13 protein-coding genes are annotated in these 15,016 nt (G+C 69.5%); 5 read left to right on the top strand and 8 right to left on the bottom strand.

All coding sequences use genetic code 11. From position 1 onward, the window contains the following. Window positions 1-4: 4 nt before the first annotated feature. Complete coding sequence (locus tag BJY22_RS18280; RefSeq protein WP_167208358.1) at window positions 5-937, bottom strand: 2-hydroxyacid dehydrogenase; 933 nt, start codon at window positions 935-937, stop codon at window positions 5-7. A gap of 76 nt (window positions 938-1,013) precedes the next feature. Between BJY22_RS18280 and BJY22_RS18275 the strand changes: the two genes are divergently transcribed. Beyond that, the gene (locus tag BJY22_RS18275) at window positions 1,014-2,393 is read left to right on the top strand and encodes an FAD-binding oxidoreductase (protein ID WP_337758767.1); all 1,380 of its coding nucleotides are present in this window, start codon (window positions 1,014-1,016) and stop codon (window positions 2,391-2,393) included. A gap of 39 nt (window positions 2,394-2,432) precedes the next feature. Here BJY22_RS18275 and BJY22_RS18270 read toward each other — a convergent pair whose 3' ends face one another. After that, window positions 2,433-3,614 carry an RNA-guided endonuclease TnpB family protein gene (locus tag BJY22_RS18270; RefSeq protein ID WP_167208356.1) on the bottom strand — a complete coding sequence of 394 codons (1,182 nt, stop codon included), beginning with the start codon at window positions 3,612-3,614 and terminating at the stop codon, window positions 2,433-2,435. Between the two features lie 104 nt (window positions 3,615-3,718). On the opposite strand from BJY22_RS18270, the gene BJY22_RS18265 reads away from it, so the two are divergent. From BJY22_RS18265 to BJY22_RS18255, 3 genes are all read left to right on the top strand, one after another. Further along, complete coding sequence (locus BJY22_RS18265; protein WP_167208354.1) at window positions 3,719-5,005, top strand: class I SAM-dependent methyltransferase; 1,287 nt, start codon at window positions 3,719-3,721, stop codon at window positions 5,003-5,005. Between the two features lie 54 nt (window positions 5,006-5,059). Next, window positions 5,060-6,187: a PQQ-dependent sugar dehydrogenase gene (locus tag BJY22_RS18260; protein ID WP_337758766.1), complete on the top strand. Its 1,128-nt coding sequence runs from the start codon at window positions 5,060-5,062 to the stop codon at window positions 6,185-6,187. A 144-nt stretch (window positions 6,188-6,331) separates the two neighbouring features. Next, complete coding sequence (locus BJY22_RS18255) at window positions 6,332-6,826, top strand: hypothetical protein (protein WP_167208352.1); 495 nt, start codon at window positions 6,332-6,334, stop codon at window positions 6,824-6,826. 49 nt (window positions 6,827-6,875) lie between these two features. On the opposite strand, the gene gatB is transcribed toward BJY22_RS18255, so the two are convergent. The 3 genes from gatB to gatC are packed head-to-tail and all read right to left on the bottom strand — an operon-like array spanning window position 6,876 to window position 10,179. Then, window positions 6,876-8,378, bottom strand: a complete 1,503-nt coding sequence (gene gatB, locus BJY22_RS18250; RefSeq protein WP_167208350.1) for an Asp-tRNA(Asn)/Glu-tRNA(Gln) amidotransferase subunit GatB — start codon at window positions 8,376-8,378, stop codon at window positions 6,876-6,878. Beyond that, window positions 8,375-9,880, bottom strand: a complete 1,506-nt coding sequence (gene gatA / locus BJY22_RS18245; RefSeq protein ID WP_167208348.1) for an Asp-tRNA(Asn)/Glu-tRNA(Gln) amidotransferase subunit GatA — start codon at window positions 9,878-9,880, stop codon at window positions 8,375-8,377. Before gatA ends, gatB begins: the two co-directional genes overlap by 4 nt. A gap of 2 nt (window positions 9,881-9,882) precedes the next feature. Further along, window positions 9,883-10,179, bottom strand: a complete 297-nt coding sequence (gene gatC / locus BJY22_RS18240; protein ID WP_134011031.1) for an Asp-tRNA(Asn)/Glu-tRNA(Gln) amidotransferase subunit GatC — start codon at window positions 10,177-10,179, stop codon at window positions 9,883-9,885. Window positions 10,180-10,391: 212 nt separating this feature from the next. Here gatC and BJY22_RS18235 point away from each other — a divergent pair, with 212 nt between their 5' ends. Continuing rightward, on the top strand, window positions 10,392-11,036 hold the full coding sequence (locus tag BJY22_RS18235; protein ID WP_167208346.1) for an ACT domain-containing protein: 645 nt from the start codon (window positions 10,392-10,394) through the stop codon (window positions 11,034-11,036). 61 nt (window positions 11,037-11,097) lie between these two features. Here BJY22_RS18235 and BJY22_RS18230 read toward each other — a convergent pair whose 3' ends face one another. The 3 genes from BJY22_RS18230 to ligA all read right to left on the bottom strand — a co-directional run bounded on the left by BJY22_RS18230 (window position 11,098) and on the right by ligA (window position 15,007). Next, on the bottom strand, window positions 11,098-11,322 hold the full coding sequence (locus tag BJY22_RS18230; RefSeq protein WP_167208344.1) for a hypothetical protein: 225 nt from the start codon (window positions 11,320-11,322) through the stop codon (window positions 11,098-11,100). Window positions 11,323-11,341: 19 nt separating this feature from the next. Next, the gene (locus BJY22_RS18225; RefSeq protein ID WP_167208342.1) at window positions 11,342-12,799 is read right to left on the bottom strand and encodes a PT domain-containing protein; all 1,458 of its coding nucleotides are present in this window, start codon (window positions 12,797-12,799) and stop codon (window positions 11,342-11,344) included. A 99-nt stretch (window positions 12,800-12,898) separates the two neighbouring features. Beyond that, window positions 12,899-15,007: an NAD-dependent DNA ligase LigA gene (gene ligA, locus BJY22_RS18220; protein ID WP_167208340.1), complete on the bottom strand. Its 2,109-nt coding sequence runs from the start codon at window positions 15,005-15,007 to the stop codon at window positions 12,899-12,901. Window positions 15,008-15,016 lie beyond the last annotated feature (9 nt).

The following is a 15,016-nucleotide window of genomic DNA, read 5'->3' as shown; positions in this document are numbered from 1 at the left end:
CCTCCTAGCGTGGCGGACCTGCCACCACATTGATCAACGGTTCCCCGGACGCGTAGCGCTCCAGCTGCGCCCGCACCAGCCTGGCGACCCGCGGCGCGAACGCCGTCGAGGCGCCGCCGCGGTGCGGATTGATCAGTACGTTCGGAGCAGACCACAGCGGATGTCCGGCGGGCAACGGCTCGGGGTCGGTCACGTCGAGGGCGGCCCTGATCCGCCGCGTCCCGAGCTCGGCCAGCAACGCGTCCGTGTCCACGACGACACCGCGCGCGACGTTCACCAGCAGCGCGCCGTCCTTCATCCGCGCCAGGAACTTCGCGTCCACCATCCGCTTCGTCTCCGGCGTCGCGGGGGTGAGCAGGACGACGACGTCCGCGCGGGGCAGCAACTCGGGCAGCGCCGAGATCGGGTGTACGCCGTCCCGCTCCCGCCGCGCGACCCGGATCACGTCGCACTCGAACCCGGTCAGCCGCCGCTCGAGCGCCTCGCCGATCGCGCCGTACCCGAGGATCAGCACGGTCCGGTCCGCGAGCGAGTCGTCGACCTCGTCGTACGAGCCGGGCCAGACCTGCTGCTCCTGGTCACGGACGGCACGCGGAAGGTTCCGGTACGCCGCCAGGATCAGCCCGACCGCCAGCTCGGCCGTGGACGCGTCGTGCACGCCGCGCGCGTTGCACAAGGTCACGCCCTCGGCGAGCCGCGACTGTACGTGCTCGAACCCGGCCGTCTGCAGCTGCACGACCTTCAGCGCCGGCATCTCGCGGACGACGTCGAACACGTCGCCGCCGCCCATGTAGCTCGGCACGTAGAACTCCACCTCCTCGAGCGACTTCGGCCGCTCGCCACCGGAGTAGAAATCCACGTCGAACCCCGCGGGCACGCCGCCGAGGAACCCCTCGGGGTCCTCCCACGGGAGCCATGCCTTCACCACATCAGCCATGTGACAGAACTTACTCGCGGCCCCGGACAGTTTTGAACTCCGTGCCAGACATCCGGGGTGGTCGTACTCTGGATCGGTGCCTTCGACATCGGATGTGGCGGCGGTGGTCGCGCACGATCAGGCCGTCGGGCGGCTGCGGGAGTCCTACGAGCGGATCCCGCGCGGCGAGCCCGTCCGGCTGGCGAAGCGCACCTCGAACCTCTTCCGCCCGCGCACCGAGATCGACCGCCCGGGGCTGGACGTCTCGAAGCTGACCGGCGTGATCAGCGTCGATCCCACCGGGCGCACGGCGGACGTGCAGGGCATGTGCACGTACGAGGACCTGGTCGCGGCGACCCTCCCGCACGGGCTGACGCCGATGGTCGTGCCGCAGCTGAGGACGATCACGCTCGGCGGCGCGGTCACCGGGCTCGGCATCGAGTCGTCGTCGTTCCGCGCCGGTCTCCCGCACGAGTCGGTGCTCGAGCTGGACGTCCTGACCGGCGCCGGCGAGCTCGTCACGGCGCGTCCCGAGGGCGAGCACGCCGACCTCTTCCGGGTGTTCCCGAACTCGTACGGCACGCTCGGCTACGCCACCCGGCTGCGGATCGAGCTCGACCGCATCTCGCCGTACGTCGCTCTTCGGCACGTCCGCCTCGGGCTCGACGAGCTGGCGCCCGCGATCGCCACGATTGTTGCCGACAGCATGTACGACGGCGAGCCGGTGCACTTCGTCGACGGGGTCGCGTTCAGCCCGTCGGAGGCGTACCTCACGCTCGGGCGGAACAGCGACGCCGCCGTACGGACCAGCGACTACACCGGTCAGCAGATCTACTACCGGTCGATCCAGCAGCGGCAGAAGGACTTTCTCACTGCGCACGACTACCTGTGGCGGTGGGACACCGACTGGTTCTGGTGTTCCGCGGCCTTCGGCGCGCAGAAGCCCGTCGTACGGCGGTTGTGGCCGAAGCGGTGGCGGCGTAGCGACGTGTTCCACAAGATCGTCGGCTTCGAGAACCGGCACCAGGTCGCGGCGCGGCTGAACCGCCGCCGCGGGAAGCCGGATCGCGAACGCGTGGTGCAGGACGTGGAGATCCCGGTCGATCGGCTGGCGGACTTCCTGCGTTGGTTCGACGCCGAGGTGGGGATGCGGCCGGTCTGGCTGTGCCCGCTGCGGCTGCGCGGGTCGTCGGCGTGGCCGCTGTATCCGCTGCGGCCCGGCGAGACCTACGTCAATGTCGGTTTCTGGGGCACCGTACCGATCGCCCCGGGCGCCGCGGACGGCGACGTCAACCGGCGGATCGAGGCCGCGGTCACCGAGTTCGGCGGCCACAAGTCGCTGTACTCCGACGCGTACTACGACCGCGACACCTTCGGCACGCTCTACAACGTCCCGGCCTGGGACGAGGTGAAGAAACGCTACGACCCGGACGCCCGGCTCACCGGGCTCTACGAGAAGGCGGTGACACGCCGTTGACGTCCTCCCCGCCGGCAAACGACGGGGGTTCCAACTCAGCTACGCGGAGGTAGGGAGTTGAGGTTCACGCTTCTCAGCGACCGGTACCGCTGTCGCTCCACGTGCGTTCACGGCCCGTCCGGCCGCGATGTTGACAGCAGCGTTCACGTCGGCGTTCGTAGTGTAGTTGCAAGACCGGCAGCGGAAGACGGCTTGGCTCTCGCGCGCCTCCCGATCCCTGGTCCCGCACCGCGAACACGTCTGAGAGGTGTACGCCGCCGGAATCTTCTCGACCCGGCCGGCGGCCTTGTGCTCCAGCCGCTGAACGAGCCGGCCCCAGCCGCTGGCCAGGATGCCCCGGTTCAGTCCGGCCTTCTGCCGCACCCGGCTTCCGGGGTTGTCGACCGTGCCCTTGGCCGAGCGCGTCATCTGGACGATGCGCAGGTCCTCGACCCGGATCACATCGAACTCGCGGGCCAGGCGGGTGCTGATCTGCTCGACCCAATCCTTGCGCCGATCCGCCTTCCGCGCCTTCAGCCGGGCAATCGCAGCCTTGGTCCTGGAGCGGCGGTTGCTGCCGCTGCGGGCACGGGACAGACGCTGTTGCAGCTTCCGCAGCCGGGCCTTCTCGCCACGCGTCAGGGTCGGCACGGCCAGCTTCTCACCCGTGGACAGCGCGGCCGACACAGTCACACCAAGATCCACCCCGACAACCTCCCCGGTACCCGGTCCCGGGATGGGCTCGGGCACCACCGCGAACGCGATGTGCCAGCGGCCGGAACGGTCACGGCTGACCCGGTACGACTTCGCGTCAGGCAGCGGCCCGGACAGCCGGAACTTCACCCAGCCGACCTTCGGCACCAGGACCCGGGCCCACTTGCGGTTCAGCTTCTCCACCCGTCCGGCTTGCGGGCCGACGATCCGGAACCCCTCGTGGATCCCGGCCTTGCGCCAAGTGGGTCGGCGGTGGGTGCCACCGTAGAAGTTCGTGACGGCCTGGTCGAAATCCCGCAACGCCTGCTGCTGCACCGTCTGCGACCCGGCCCGCAACCACTCGCTGGCGGCCCTGGCCTCGGTCAGCTGCCGCGCCTGCTGCACGTACCGCGGTGGGTAGCTGCGGCGTCCCGCCGACCACATGGACCACTGCTCCAAAGCCAGGTTCCAGACGTATCTGGCATGTGTGCAGTGCCCGAGCAATGCCGTCTCCTGTTCCGGACTCGGGGCAAGACGAAAGCGGGACACGGAACAGATTCAATCAGCCGGGACCGACAGTCCCTAACACGCGAAGGGAGGGAGTTGCGGTTCCTCCCCGTCCTCCAGGACGGTGTTCGCCCGCAACTACTCCGATGACGACGCTTGCGACCCAGGTTTCGATTGCGGACGCACTCACAACGGTGACCCCGGGCGGGCTGCCGTTCCGCTTCACGGCGTACGACGGCAGCGCGACCGGGCCCGAGGACTCGCCGATCCACATGCACCTGGGCAACGAGCGCGGGCTGTCCTACGTCCTCACCGCACCCGGTGACCTCGGGCTGGTGCGCGCGTACGTGATGGGCGATCTGGAGATCACCGGCATCCACGAGGGCAACCCGTACGGCCTGATGCGGATGATGCTCAATCAGCTGCACTTCGAGCGGCCGACGACGGCGGAGGCGCTGCGGATCGTCCGCGGGCTCGGGTGGAGTCACCTGAAGCCGCCGCCTCCCCCGCCGCAGGAGCACCTGCCGAAGTGGCGCCGTACCTTCGAAGGGCTGCGCCACTCGAAGGCGCGAGACCGGGCGGCGATCCACCATCACTACGACGTGTCGAACCGGTTCTACGAGTACATCCTCGGGCCGTCGATGACCTACACGTGTGCGGTCTACCCGACCGCGGACGCGTCGCTCGAGCAGGCGCAGTACGAGAAGTACGACCTGGTCGCGCGGAAGCTGGACCTGAAGCCCGGGATGCGGCTCCTCGACGTGGGCTGCGGCTGGGGCGGCATGGTCCGGCACGCGGCTCGCGAGTACGGCGTGCGGGCGCTGGGCGTCACGTTGTCGGCGGCGCAGGCGGAATGGGCCACCGAGGCGATCGAGCGCGAGGGGCTGGCGAAGCTGGCCGAAGTACGGTTCCTGGACTACCGCGACGTACCGGAACGCGATTTCGACGCGATCAGCTCGATCGGGCTGACCGAACACATCGGCGTGCGCAACTACCCGTCGTACTTCGGCTTCCTGCTGGACCGGCTCCGTCCCGGCGGGCGGCTGCTGAACCACTCGATCACCCGGCCCGACAACCGCTATCGCTCCACCGGCGCGTTCATCGACCGCTACATCTTCCCCGACGGCGAGCTGATCGGCTCCGGCCGCATCATCGCCGAGGCCCAGGACGCCGGCTTCGAGGTCCGCCACGAGGAGAACCTCCGCGAGCACTACGCCCTCACCTTGGCCGCCTGGTCGGACAACCTCGTCACCCACTGGGACGAGGCCGTCGCCGAAGTCGGCTACCCCACCGCCAAGATCTGGGGCCTCTACCTGGCCGCCTGCCGCGTCGGCTTCGAACGCAACAACACCCAACTCCACCAGGTCCTCGCCGTAAAACTCGACGACAACTCCAACGCCCACTTCCCCCTCCGCCCCACCTGGGGAAGCTGAACCACCCGTTGACCTGCGGTGTAGTAATGGGGCAGGACTACCGGAGGAGACGGTGTGAGCAGCACGAGGGTCGGGCGAGGCGGGCGGGCTGCGATGGTGGCGGCCGCGCTGGTGGTGGCGGCGGGTTGCTCCGACGGTACGCCGACCGGGTCAGGGACGAGTGTTCCGACCTCGGCGCCGACAGCCGGCGGCTCGGTTCCCGGCGGTGCGGGCGCGGTGAAGCTGACCGTGGACTCGACTGTCGCGACCGGGATCGAGGTGCCGTGGGGGTTGGCGTTCCTGCCGGATTCGACTGCGTTGGTGGCGGAGCGGGACTCCGGGAAGATCAAGCGGGTCTCGGGCGGACAGGTCAGTGAGGTCGGGACCGTCGACGGGGTGGAGAGTTCGTCGGAGGGTGGGCTGCTGGGGTTGGCGGTGGATCCGGGGTATCCGGGGAAGCCGTACATCTATGCGTACTACTCGGGCGGCGACGACAACCGGATCGCGCGGATCACCTACCGCGACGGGAAGTTGTCGGAGCAGCAGGTGATTCTGGAAGGGATTCCGGCGGCGGCGATCCACAACGGCGGACGGCTGCGGTTCGGGCCGGACGGATTCTTGTATGCGGGGACCGGCGACGGATCGGACCGGCCCACCTCGCAGGACGACAACTCGCTGGGTGGGAAGATCCTGCGGATCACCACCGACGGCAAGGCCGCGCCGGGGAACCCGGACGGGCGGGTGTGGATCAGCAAGGGACACCGCAACGTGCAGGGGCTCGCCTTCGACGGGGACCAGTTGTACGCCGCGGAGTTCGGGCAGAACACCTGGGACGAACTCAACGCGATCACGCCCGGCACGAACTACGGCTGGCCCGCCGCGGAGGGGATCAGTCAGCTCGACGGCATGACCGATCCGATCGCGCAGTGGCGCACGGCCGACGCGTCGCCGTCGGGGATCGCGTTCGCGAAGGGGCACGTCTTCATGGCGTCGCTGCGCGGCGAACGGCTCTGGGCGATACCTGTTGCCGGCGGCAAGCGAACCGGCGAGCCTCAGGCCTTCTTCACCAACCAGTACGGGCGCTTGCGCACGGTCGAGGCAGCGCCCGACGGCTCGTTGTGGCTGACGACGTCGAACACCGACGGGCGCGGCGACTCGCGGGACGGCGACGACCGCATCCTGCACGTGACGCTGGGCAGTTGAGACAAAGGGGCACCTTCTGACAGGTCAACCGTTTCAGGCCTTCGGTCGTCTGGTACTTGTTGAAGGAAACCCCAAGACCTGAAGGAGGAGATCGGTATGCCGACCGGCCAGGTGTCTGGCGTCCCCAGCAGTGTGATCGCATCGATGAGCAGCTTCGTGGATGCTCAGCGAACAGTCGAGTACCTCAGAAGCTACGGGATGGACGCCGCAAGCCTGGACGTCGTCGGTGCCGGTCTTCGGCAGGCCGTCAGACGCAGGACCGTGCCGGTCGTGCGGCTGACCGCGACCAGTGCGCTGCAGGGCGCGCTGGTCGGCGTACTCGCCGCGGTGTTCGTCACGCTCGTCGCCGAGACGACCCTGACCGGCCTCGCGGTCGTCGCCTGGGGATTCGTGTACGGCGTCCTCGTCGGAGCGCTGTGGGGGATGTTCCGCGGACTCGTCCGCAACCGCCCCGAGGCAGTCAGCACCGAGATCGTGCCGACCCGCTACGAGGTCCGCTGCCCGAGCGACGAGCTGTCGGTCGCGCAGACGCTGCTCGCGAACGCGGCGGACGTGGACGACGGCCGGATCGAGCGCAGCGTCATCGCCGAAGCTCCCCAGCCGGAACGCGCGACGCACCCTGAGCGCGACGCCGCCTGAGTCTGCCGCCGTTGGGTGGGGGTGCACGACCGGCACCCCCACCGACGGGTCAGATACCCAGCTTCTCGTTGAGCAACTGGCGGACCTTGGCGGCGTCCGCCTGGCCGCGCATGTCCTTCATCACCGCGCCGATCAGCGCACCCGCCGCGGCCGGCTTCCCGGAGTTCACCTTCTCGACGACGTCCGGGTTCGCGGCGATCGCGCGGTCGATCGCCTCGAGCAGCGCCGAGTCGTCCGACACCAGCGCCAGCCCGCGCTTCTCGATGATCTCCGCCGGCGTTCCCTCACCCGCGAGCAGACCCTCGAACACCTGCCGCGCGAGCTTGTCGTTCAGCGTGCCGTCGTCGACCAGCTTCTGCACCTCGGCGACCTCGCCGGGGCCGACGTCCAGACTGCCGAGCTCGGTGCCCGACTCGTTGGCGTAGCGGGCCAGCTCGCCCAGCCACCACTTCTTCGCCGCGGACGGCGGGACGCCGAGCTCGATCGTCGACACGATCAGCTCGAGCGCGTTGCCGTTCACGACGTCGCGCATCTCGAGGTCGGTGAAACCCCATTCCTGCTGCAGCCGCGCACGACGTACCGACGGCGGCTCGGGCAGGGTCGCACGCAGCTCCTCGACCCATTCGCGCGACGGCGCGACCGGCACCAGGTCGGGCTCCGGGAAGTACCGGTAGTCCTCGGCGTCGGACTTCTCCCGGCCGGAGGTCGTGATGCCGGTGTCCTCGTGCCAGTGCCGGGTCTCCTGGATGACCTTCCCGCCGGTGGACAGCACCGCCGCCTGCCGGGTGATCTCGTACGTCACCGCACGCTCGACCGAGCGGAACGAGTTCACGTTCTTGGTCTCGGTCCGGGTCCCGAACGTCGTCGCGCCGCGCGGCTTCAGCGACACGTTGGCGTCGCAGCGCAGCGAGCCCTGGTCCATCCGGACGTCGGACACGTCGAGCGCGAGCAGCAGGTCGCGCAGCATGCTCACGTACGCGCGCGCCACCGCGGCGGCCTTCTCCCCCGGCACCTCGATCGTCTTGGTGACGATCTCGATCAGCGGGATCCCTGCCCGGTTGTAGTCGACCAGCGAGTGCGACGCGCCGTGGATCCGGCCGGTCGCGCCACCGATGTGGGTGGACTTGCCGGTGTCCTCCTCCATGTGCGCGCGCTCGATCTCGATCCGGTACGTCTCGCCGTCGACGACGACCTCGGTCCAGCCGTTGAACGCGATCGGCTCGTCGTACTGCGAGGTCTGGAAGTTCTTCGGCATGTCCGGGTAGAAGTAGTTCTTCCGGGCGAACCGGCACCACTCGGCGATCTCGCAGTTCAGCGCCAGGCCGATCTTGATCGCGGACTCGACCGCGCGCGCGTTCACCACCGGCAGCGCGCCCGGCAGACCGAGGCAGACCGGGCAGGTCTGGGTGTTCGGCGCGGCGCCGAACTCGGTCGGGCAGCCGCAGAACATCTTCGACTTCGTGTTCAGCTCGACGTGGACCTCGAGGCCCATCACCGGGTCGTACTGCGCCAGCGCCTTGTCGATCGGCATGACCTCGGCAGCGATGGTCATCGGGTCACCTCCAGTTCCGGAGCCTTGGTCATCAGGACGCCGCCCCACTGCTCGGCCAGCGCGGACTCCAGCGCGGCGCCGACCTTGTACAGCAGGTCGTCGCGCATCACCGGCGCCATCACGTGGAAGCCGACCGGCAGGCCGTCCTCGTCGGCGAGGCCGCACGGGAACGACGCGGCCGCGTTGCCGGCCAGGTTGGACGGGATCGTGCACAGGTCGTTCTTGTACATCGCGATCGGGTCGTCGATCCGGTCGCCGATCGCGAACGCGGTCGTCGGCGTGGCCGGCGAGACCAGGACGTCGACCTGCTCGTACGCCTTGGTGAAGTCGCGGGCGATCAGCGTCCGCACCTTCTGCGCCTGGCCGTAGTACGCGTCGTAGTACCCGCTCGACAGCGCGTGCGTGCCGAGGATGATGCGGCGCTTCACCTCGGCGCCGAAGCCGGCCTCGCGGGTCAGGCTCGTCACCGTCTCGGCGCTGTTCGTGCCGTCGTCGCCGACGCGCAGGCCGTACCGCATGGCGTCGAACTTGGCCAGGTTGGACGAGGCCTCGCTCGGCAGGATCAGGTAGTACGCGGGCAGCGCGTACTGGAAGTGCGGGCAGGAGACCTCGACCACCTCGGCGCCGAGCTTGGTGAGCAGCTCGACCGCCTCGTGGAAGCGGGCCTCGACACCCGGCTGGTAGCCCTCGCCGCCGAGCTCCTTGACGACACCGATCCGCAGCCCGGCGACGTCACCGTTGCGCGCGGCCTCGACCACGGCCGGGACCGGCTGGTTGATCGAGGTCGAGTCCATCGGGTCGTGCCCCGCGATCACCTCGTGCAGCAGCGCCGCGTCGAGCGTCGTCCGCGCACACGGACCAGGCGTGTCCAGGCTCGAGGCGAGAGCGATCAGCCCGTACCGCGAGGTGCCGCCGTACGTCGGCTTGACCCCGACCGTCCCGGTGAACGCACCGGGCTGGCGGATCGAGCCGCCGGTGTCGGTGCCGATCGCGAGCGGCGCCTCGTACGCCGAGATCGCCGCGGACGAACCGCCGCCGGAACCGCCCGGGATCCGGCCCAGGTCCCACGGGTTGTGAGTGGTGCCGTACGCCGAGTTCTCCGTGGAGGAGCCCATCGCGAACTCGTCCATGTTGGTCTTGCCGAGGATCACGATCCCGGCGTCCTTCAGCCGCTTCACGACGGTCGCGTCGTACGGCGGCTTCCAGCCTTCGAGGATCTTCGAGCCGGCCGTGGTCGGCACACCCTCCTGGGTGAGCACGTCCTTCAGCGCCAGCGGCACTCCGGCCAGCGGGGACAGCTGCTCGCCCGCGGCCCGCCGGTCGTCGACGGCCTTGGCCTGCGCCAGCGCGCCCTCGGCGTCGACGTGCAGGAACGCGTGGACGGCGCCGTCGACGGCGTCGATCCGGTCCAGGTGGGCCTGGGTGATCTCGACCGAGCTGGCCTGCCCGGACGTCATCAGCTCCGCGAGCTCGGCCGCGGTCTTCCTGGTGAGATCCGACATGATCAGTCCTCCTCCAGGATCCGCGGCACCCGGAAGCGCTGCTCCTCCGCGGCCGGCGCGCCGGACAGCGCCTGCTCGGGCGTGAGGCACGGGACGTTCTCGTCCGGGCGCATCACGTTGGTCAGCGGCAGGGCGTGCGAGGTCGGCGGGATGTCGTCCGCCGCCACCTGGCTGACCTGCCCGACCAGGGTGATGATCTGGTCGAGCTGGGGGGCGAGGTGGTCGAGCTCGTCGTCACTGAGCTCGATCCGCGCCAGTCGCGCCAGGTGCGCGACCTCTTCGCGGGTAATCGATGGCATGAACTGATCCAATGGTTCGCAGGACTTCCACAGCGTTTTCCGCCGGGACCCCGTCATCCTAGTGGGCCGGTGTGACACGTGCGTTTCCTCGTCCCCCAGGCTGTGGACAGGAGCCCGATGAGATAGGCCCGCGTGTCGTGTCCTACCGCTCTGTAACATGGGCGGCGACAAGGCGTTACGCGCAAGGTGATCGGCTGGGAGATGATCGTTCGGTGTTCCTGCTGCGCTTGATCATCCCGGACCGGCCAGGTTCGCTCGGCACCGTGGCGACGGCGCTCGGCGAGGTGAACGCCGACATCCACGCGATCGAGATCGTCGAGCACCGGCGCGAGAACGGCACCGCCGTCGACGACATCGTGGTCGACCTGCCGGCCGGTGTCCTGCCGGACCGCCTGGTGTCGGCGTGCAACGGCGTACCCGACGTCGAGGTCATCTGGTTCTCCCGGTACGGCGCCGGCGGCGGACTGCACATGGACCTGGAGGCGGTCGAGCAGATGACGTCCGCGCCCGCGGACGCGATCGACATCCTGGTCGAGCAGTCGCCCGCGGTCCTGCACGCGGACTGGGCGGCGCTGCTGGACGGCACCGGCAGCGAGGTGAAGGTCGCGCTGGAGACGAGCGCGACGCCGGAGTTCGGCGACGTGGTTGGCAACTGGCTGCCGATGGAGAAGGCGACGACACTGGAGGCGCCCGATCACAAGGGCCTCTCGGAGTCGGTCCTGGTCGCCGCGCCGCTGGAGTCCGACCGCCGGATCCTGGTCATCGGCCGCCGCGGCGGTCCGGAGTTCCTCGGCTCCGAGGTCGCCCGGCTGTCCTACCTGGCCTCACTCGCCGTCACCATCCGCGCGACAGCCTGACCCACCCTGATCACACGCAGAAACCCCCCGCTCGCGGACGAGCGGGGGGTTTCTGCTGCTGTCAGGTGAACTGGAAGTAGGCGAGGGCCCAGAGGCCGGCGATCACCAGCAGGATCACGATCCCGATCAGCGAGACGATCAGGATCGCCTGGCTGTTGCTGCCGTTGCGGTCCGGGAGGTCGAACTGGGTGGGGCCCCAGGGCCCACCGCCGTCGACCCGCTGGGCCGCCTCGGGCGGCGGCTGTGCCACCGTCCGTGACTCCCGCTTCTCCCGGGGGAACTTCACTCCGGCCTCCGTACCCCGCTCAGGCGTAGAACGACTCGTACCGGATCGAGATCCGCTGCGACTTGTAACTGCTGGAGTCGCTGCCGTCGATCTCGACCTTCCAACCGCCGACATAAGCAGCGTACGGCTTCCCGTCGCTGTGCGCCTGGATGTACGACTTCACCGCGGCCGCGTTCCCGCCCTTGAGGACGCCGAAGGTGTCGTTCACCACGGCGTTCATGGCGTTCTTGACCGCACTGCCCTCGCCGTAGACGCTGACCTCGATGTCCTTGATGCCCTCGCCGGAACGGGCGTAGGAGTACACCCGCTGCGAGCCGTACTGGCCCACTTCCTTCTTGCACGACGAGGTGCAGACGTAGCCCTTCGCCTTCAGCGCCGCGGTCAACTGCGCCTGGGTGGTGTCGAAGTTCTGGTCCGGCAGGTCCAGGGAGTCTTCGCCGGACTTCTTACCGGACAGCCGCAGGCTCTCACCGGAGTTGCTGAGCTGGAGATCGCCCCAGCTGGTGCTGACCTCCTCGGACCGCTGGCCGGTCTTCACCGCCGCCTGGACCTTCTTCACCGAGTCGGCGCCGAACGCGTCGTTGCCGACCGCCTGCAGCACCTGGTCGAACGCGACCTGGGCGTTGTTGTTGTTGTCCGAGTCCTGGGCCTGGACCCGTACGGCGACGATGTTGCCGTCCGACCCGAACTGGAGGATCGCCTCGGCATCCTTGCGGCCGTCGGACTTGAAGCAGCCGCGGTGCGCGCCCTGAGCGGTGTTGAACAGGTCGCTGCAGGCGAAGCCGATGCCCTGGAGCTTCTCGGTCGCGGCCTTCGCCTGACCGGTCGCGTTGCCGAGCTCACCGTTCGCGGGGCCGCTGGTCGGCGACTCCGTCGGGTTGCCGCCCGTCGGCTCTCCGGTGCCCGTCGGCTCGATCGTCGGCTGGGTCGTCGGGGTGTCGTCACCGCTGAAGGCACGGACACCGAGGAAGACCAGCAGGCCGATCAGGATGACGCCGACCACGCCACCGCCGATCACGAACGGCAGCTTGTCCTTGCTGATGCCACCTGGGCCCTTGCCGCCCGGACCGCCCGGCTGCCACTGCCCCGGCTGCCCGCCCTGCTGCTGGTGCCAGGGACCCTGCTGCTGGCGCTGTCCCCAGGACTGCTGCTGGTACGCACCGCCGCCTTGCTGCGGCGGCTGTCCCCAGCCACCCGCCGGCTGACCAGGCTGGCCTTGCTGACCAGGCTGCCCCGGCTGGCCGGGCTGCTGTCCCCAGCCCTGCTGCGGCCGGTCCTGCTGCGGAGGGCGGCCGTGCGGAGGCTGGCCCTGCGGCTGCTGCGGAGGCTGACCCCAGCCGCCTCCTTGGCCAGGAGGCTGCTGTCCCCAGCCACCCTGCTGTGGTGGCTGCTGAGAGCCACCCTGCCCCCCGTGCTGCCCGCCTGGCTGGCCCCCCGGCTGCCCAGGACCCCATGGTCCCTGCGGCGGCGTCGTCATAGATTGCTCCTTCTGGCCCAGATGTGACGTGCAAAGTTAACAGTCGGACGGCTCAGCGCCGCCGCCGGATCCGTCCGGCACGAAGATCGTGGGAGATTCTCAGGCCTCGCCGGCCGAAGGCGTGGTCGCCACACCGGCGGCCGCGTCCGGGCCGTCCTCCAGCAGCACCCGGAACCCTGCGGCGTCCAGGATCGGTACGCCGAGCTGGACAGCCTTGTCGTACTTCGATCCAGGAGAGTCGCCGACCACCACGAACGACGTCTTCTTGGACACCGAGCTCGCGACCTTCCCGCCGCGGCCGACGATCGCCTCCGTCGCCTCGTCGCGGCTGAACCCCTCGACCGTCCCGGTCACCACGACCGACAGCCCGGTCAACGTCTGCGGCAGGGACGGACCGGTCCGCTCCTCGCGCATGACCACGCCGGATGCCTGCCACTTGTCCACGATGGCCTGGTGCCACGGCACCTGGAACCACTCGATCATCGCCTGCGCGATGGTCGGCCCGACGCCCTCGATCTCGGCCAGCTGCTCCTCGCTCGCCGCTCGGACGTCGTCGATGGTGTCGAACACCTCGGTGAGCGCGGCGGCCGCTGTCGGCCCGACGTGCCGGATCGAGAGCGCGACGAGCGCCCGCGACAGCGGCTTGGCCTTCGCCTCCTCGAGGTTCGCCACCAGCTTGCGCGCGTTCGCCGACAGCGCGCCGGCCTTGGTGGTGAAGAACGCGCTCCCGGCCAGCTTGTCCTCGGTCAGCGCGAACAGATCACCCTCGTCGGCGATCAGTCCACCGCGGATCAGCGCGTCGGCCGCCTTGAACCCGAGCCCCTCGATGTCGAACGCGGACCGCCCGGCCAGGTAGAACAGCCGCTCCCGCAACTGGCCCTGGCAGTACTGCGAGTTCGGGCAGCGGATGTCGACGTCGGACTCCTTGGCGGGCGCCAGCACGGTGTCGCACCACGGACACCGGGTCGGCATCTCCCAGGACGGCAGCCCCTCCGGACGCAGCTCCACCACCGGCCCGAGCACCTCGGGGATCACGTCGCCCGCCTTCCGCAGTACGACGGTGTCGCCCGGCCGCACGTCCTTGCGCGCGACCTCCTTGGCGTTGTGGAGCGTCGCGTACTCGACGGTGGAGCCCGCGACGCGGACCGGCTCCATGTGCGCGAACGGGGTGACCCGGCCGGTGCGCCCGACGTTCACCTCGATCTCGATGAGCTTGGTGTTCACCTCTTCGGGCGGGTACTTGTACGCGATCGCCCAGCGCGGGGCGCTCGAGGTCGACCCGAGCGCGCGCTGCAGATCGACCTCGTCGATCTTCACCACGACGCCGTCGATCTCGTGGTCGACCGAGTGCCGGTTCTCGCCGTAGTACGCGATGAACTCGTTCACCTCGTCGAGCGTGCCGACCCGGCGGGCGCGGTCGCTGACCGGCAGGCCCCAGGCCTTCAGCTGCTCGTACGCCTCCGAGAGCCGGCCGATGTGGTGCCCCTCGACCTTGCCGAGGCCGTGCACGACGAAGCGCAAGGGGCGTCCGGCGGAGACGCGCGGATCCTTCTGGCGCAGCGAACCGGCCGCGCTGTTGCGCGGGTTGGAGAACACGTCCTTGCCGGCCTCGACGAGCTGGGCGTTGAGCTCCTCGAAGTCCTCGACCCGGAAGTACACCTCGCCGCGGACCTCCAGGAACGCCGGGAAGCCGTCGCCGTGCAGCTGCTCCGGGATGCTCTTGATCGTGCGGACGTTGGGCGTGACGTCCTCGCCGGTGCGGCCGTCGCCGCGGGTGGCGCCGCTGACGAGCCTGCCGTTCTCGTACACCAGATCGAGCGCCAGCCCGTCCACCTTGAGCTCGCACAGGAACCCGCTGTCGTGGATCTGCCGGACGGTGACCTCACGCTCCAGCCGCTTCGCCCAGGCCTCCATCTGCTCGGCCGAGAACGCGTTGGCCAAGCTCTCCATCCGGCTCGGGTGCTGGACCGGGGTGAACAGGGTCGAGACCGGCGCGCCGACCTTCTGCGTCGGCGAGTCCGGCGTACGGAGCTCAGAGTACTGCTCCTCGATGCCCTGCAACTCGTGCATGAGCGCGTCGAAGTCGGCGTCCGAGATGATCGGGCTCGCCAGGTAGTACCGCGCCCGGTGATCCTCGATCTCCTTGCTCAGCGCCGCATGCCGCTCCCGCACTTCCGCGGGCGCCCCGCCGTTCTCCTCCGTGCTCATGAGAAGAAT

Source organism: Kribbella shirazensis, assembly GCF_011761605.1.
Classification (GTDB): domain Bacteria; phylum Actinomycetota; class Actinomycetes; order Propionibacteriales; family Kribbellaceae; genus Kribbella; species Kribbella shirazensis.
The sequence above is the reverse complement of the archived record's forward strand: the minus strand, read 5'-3'. Positions and strand labels throughout refer to the sequence as shown.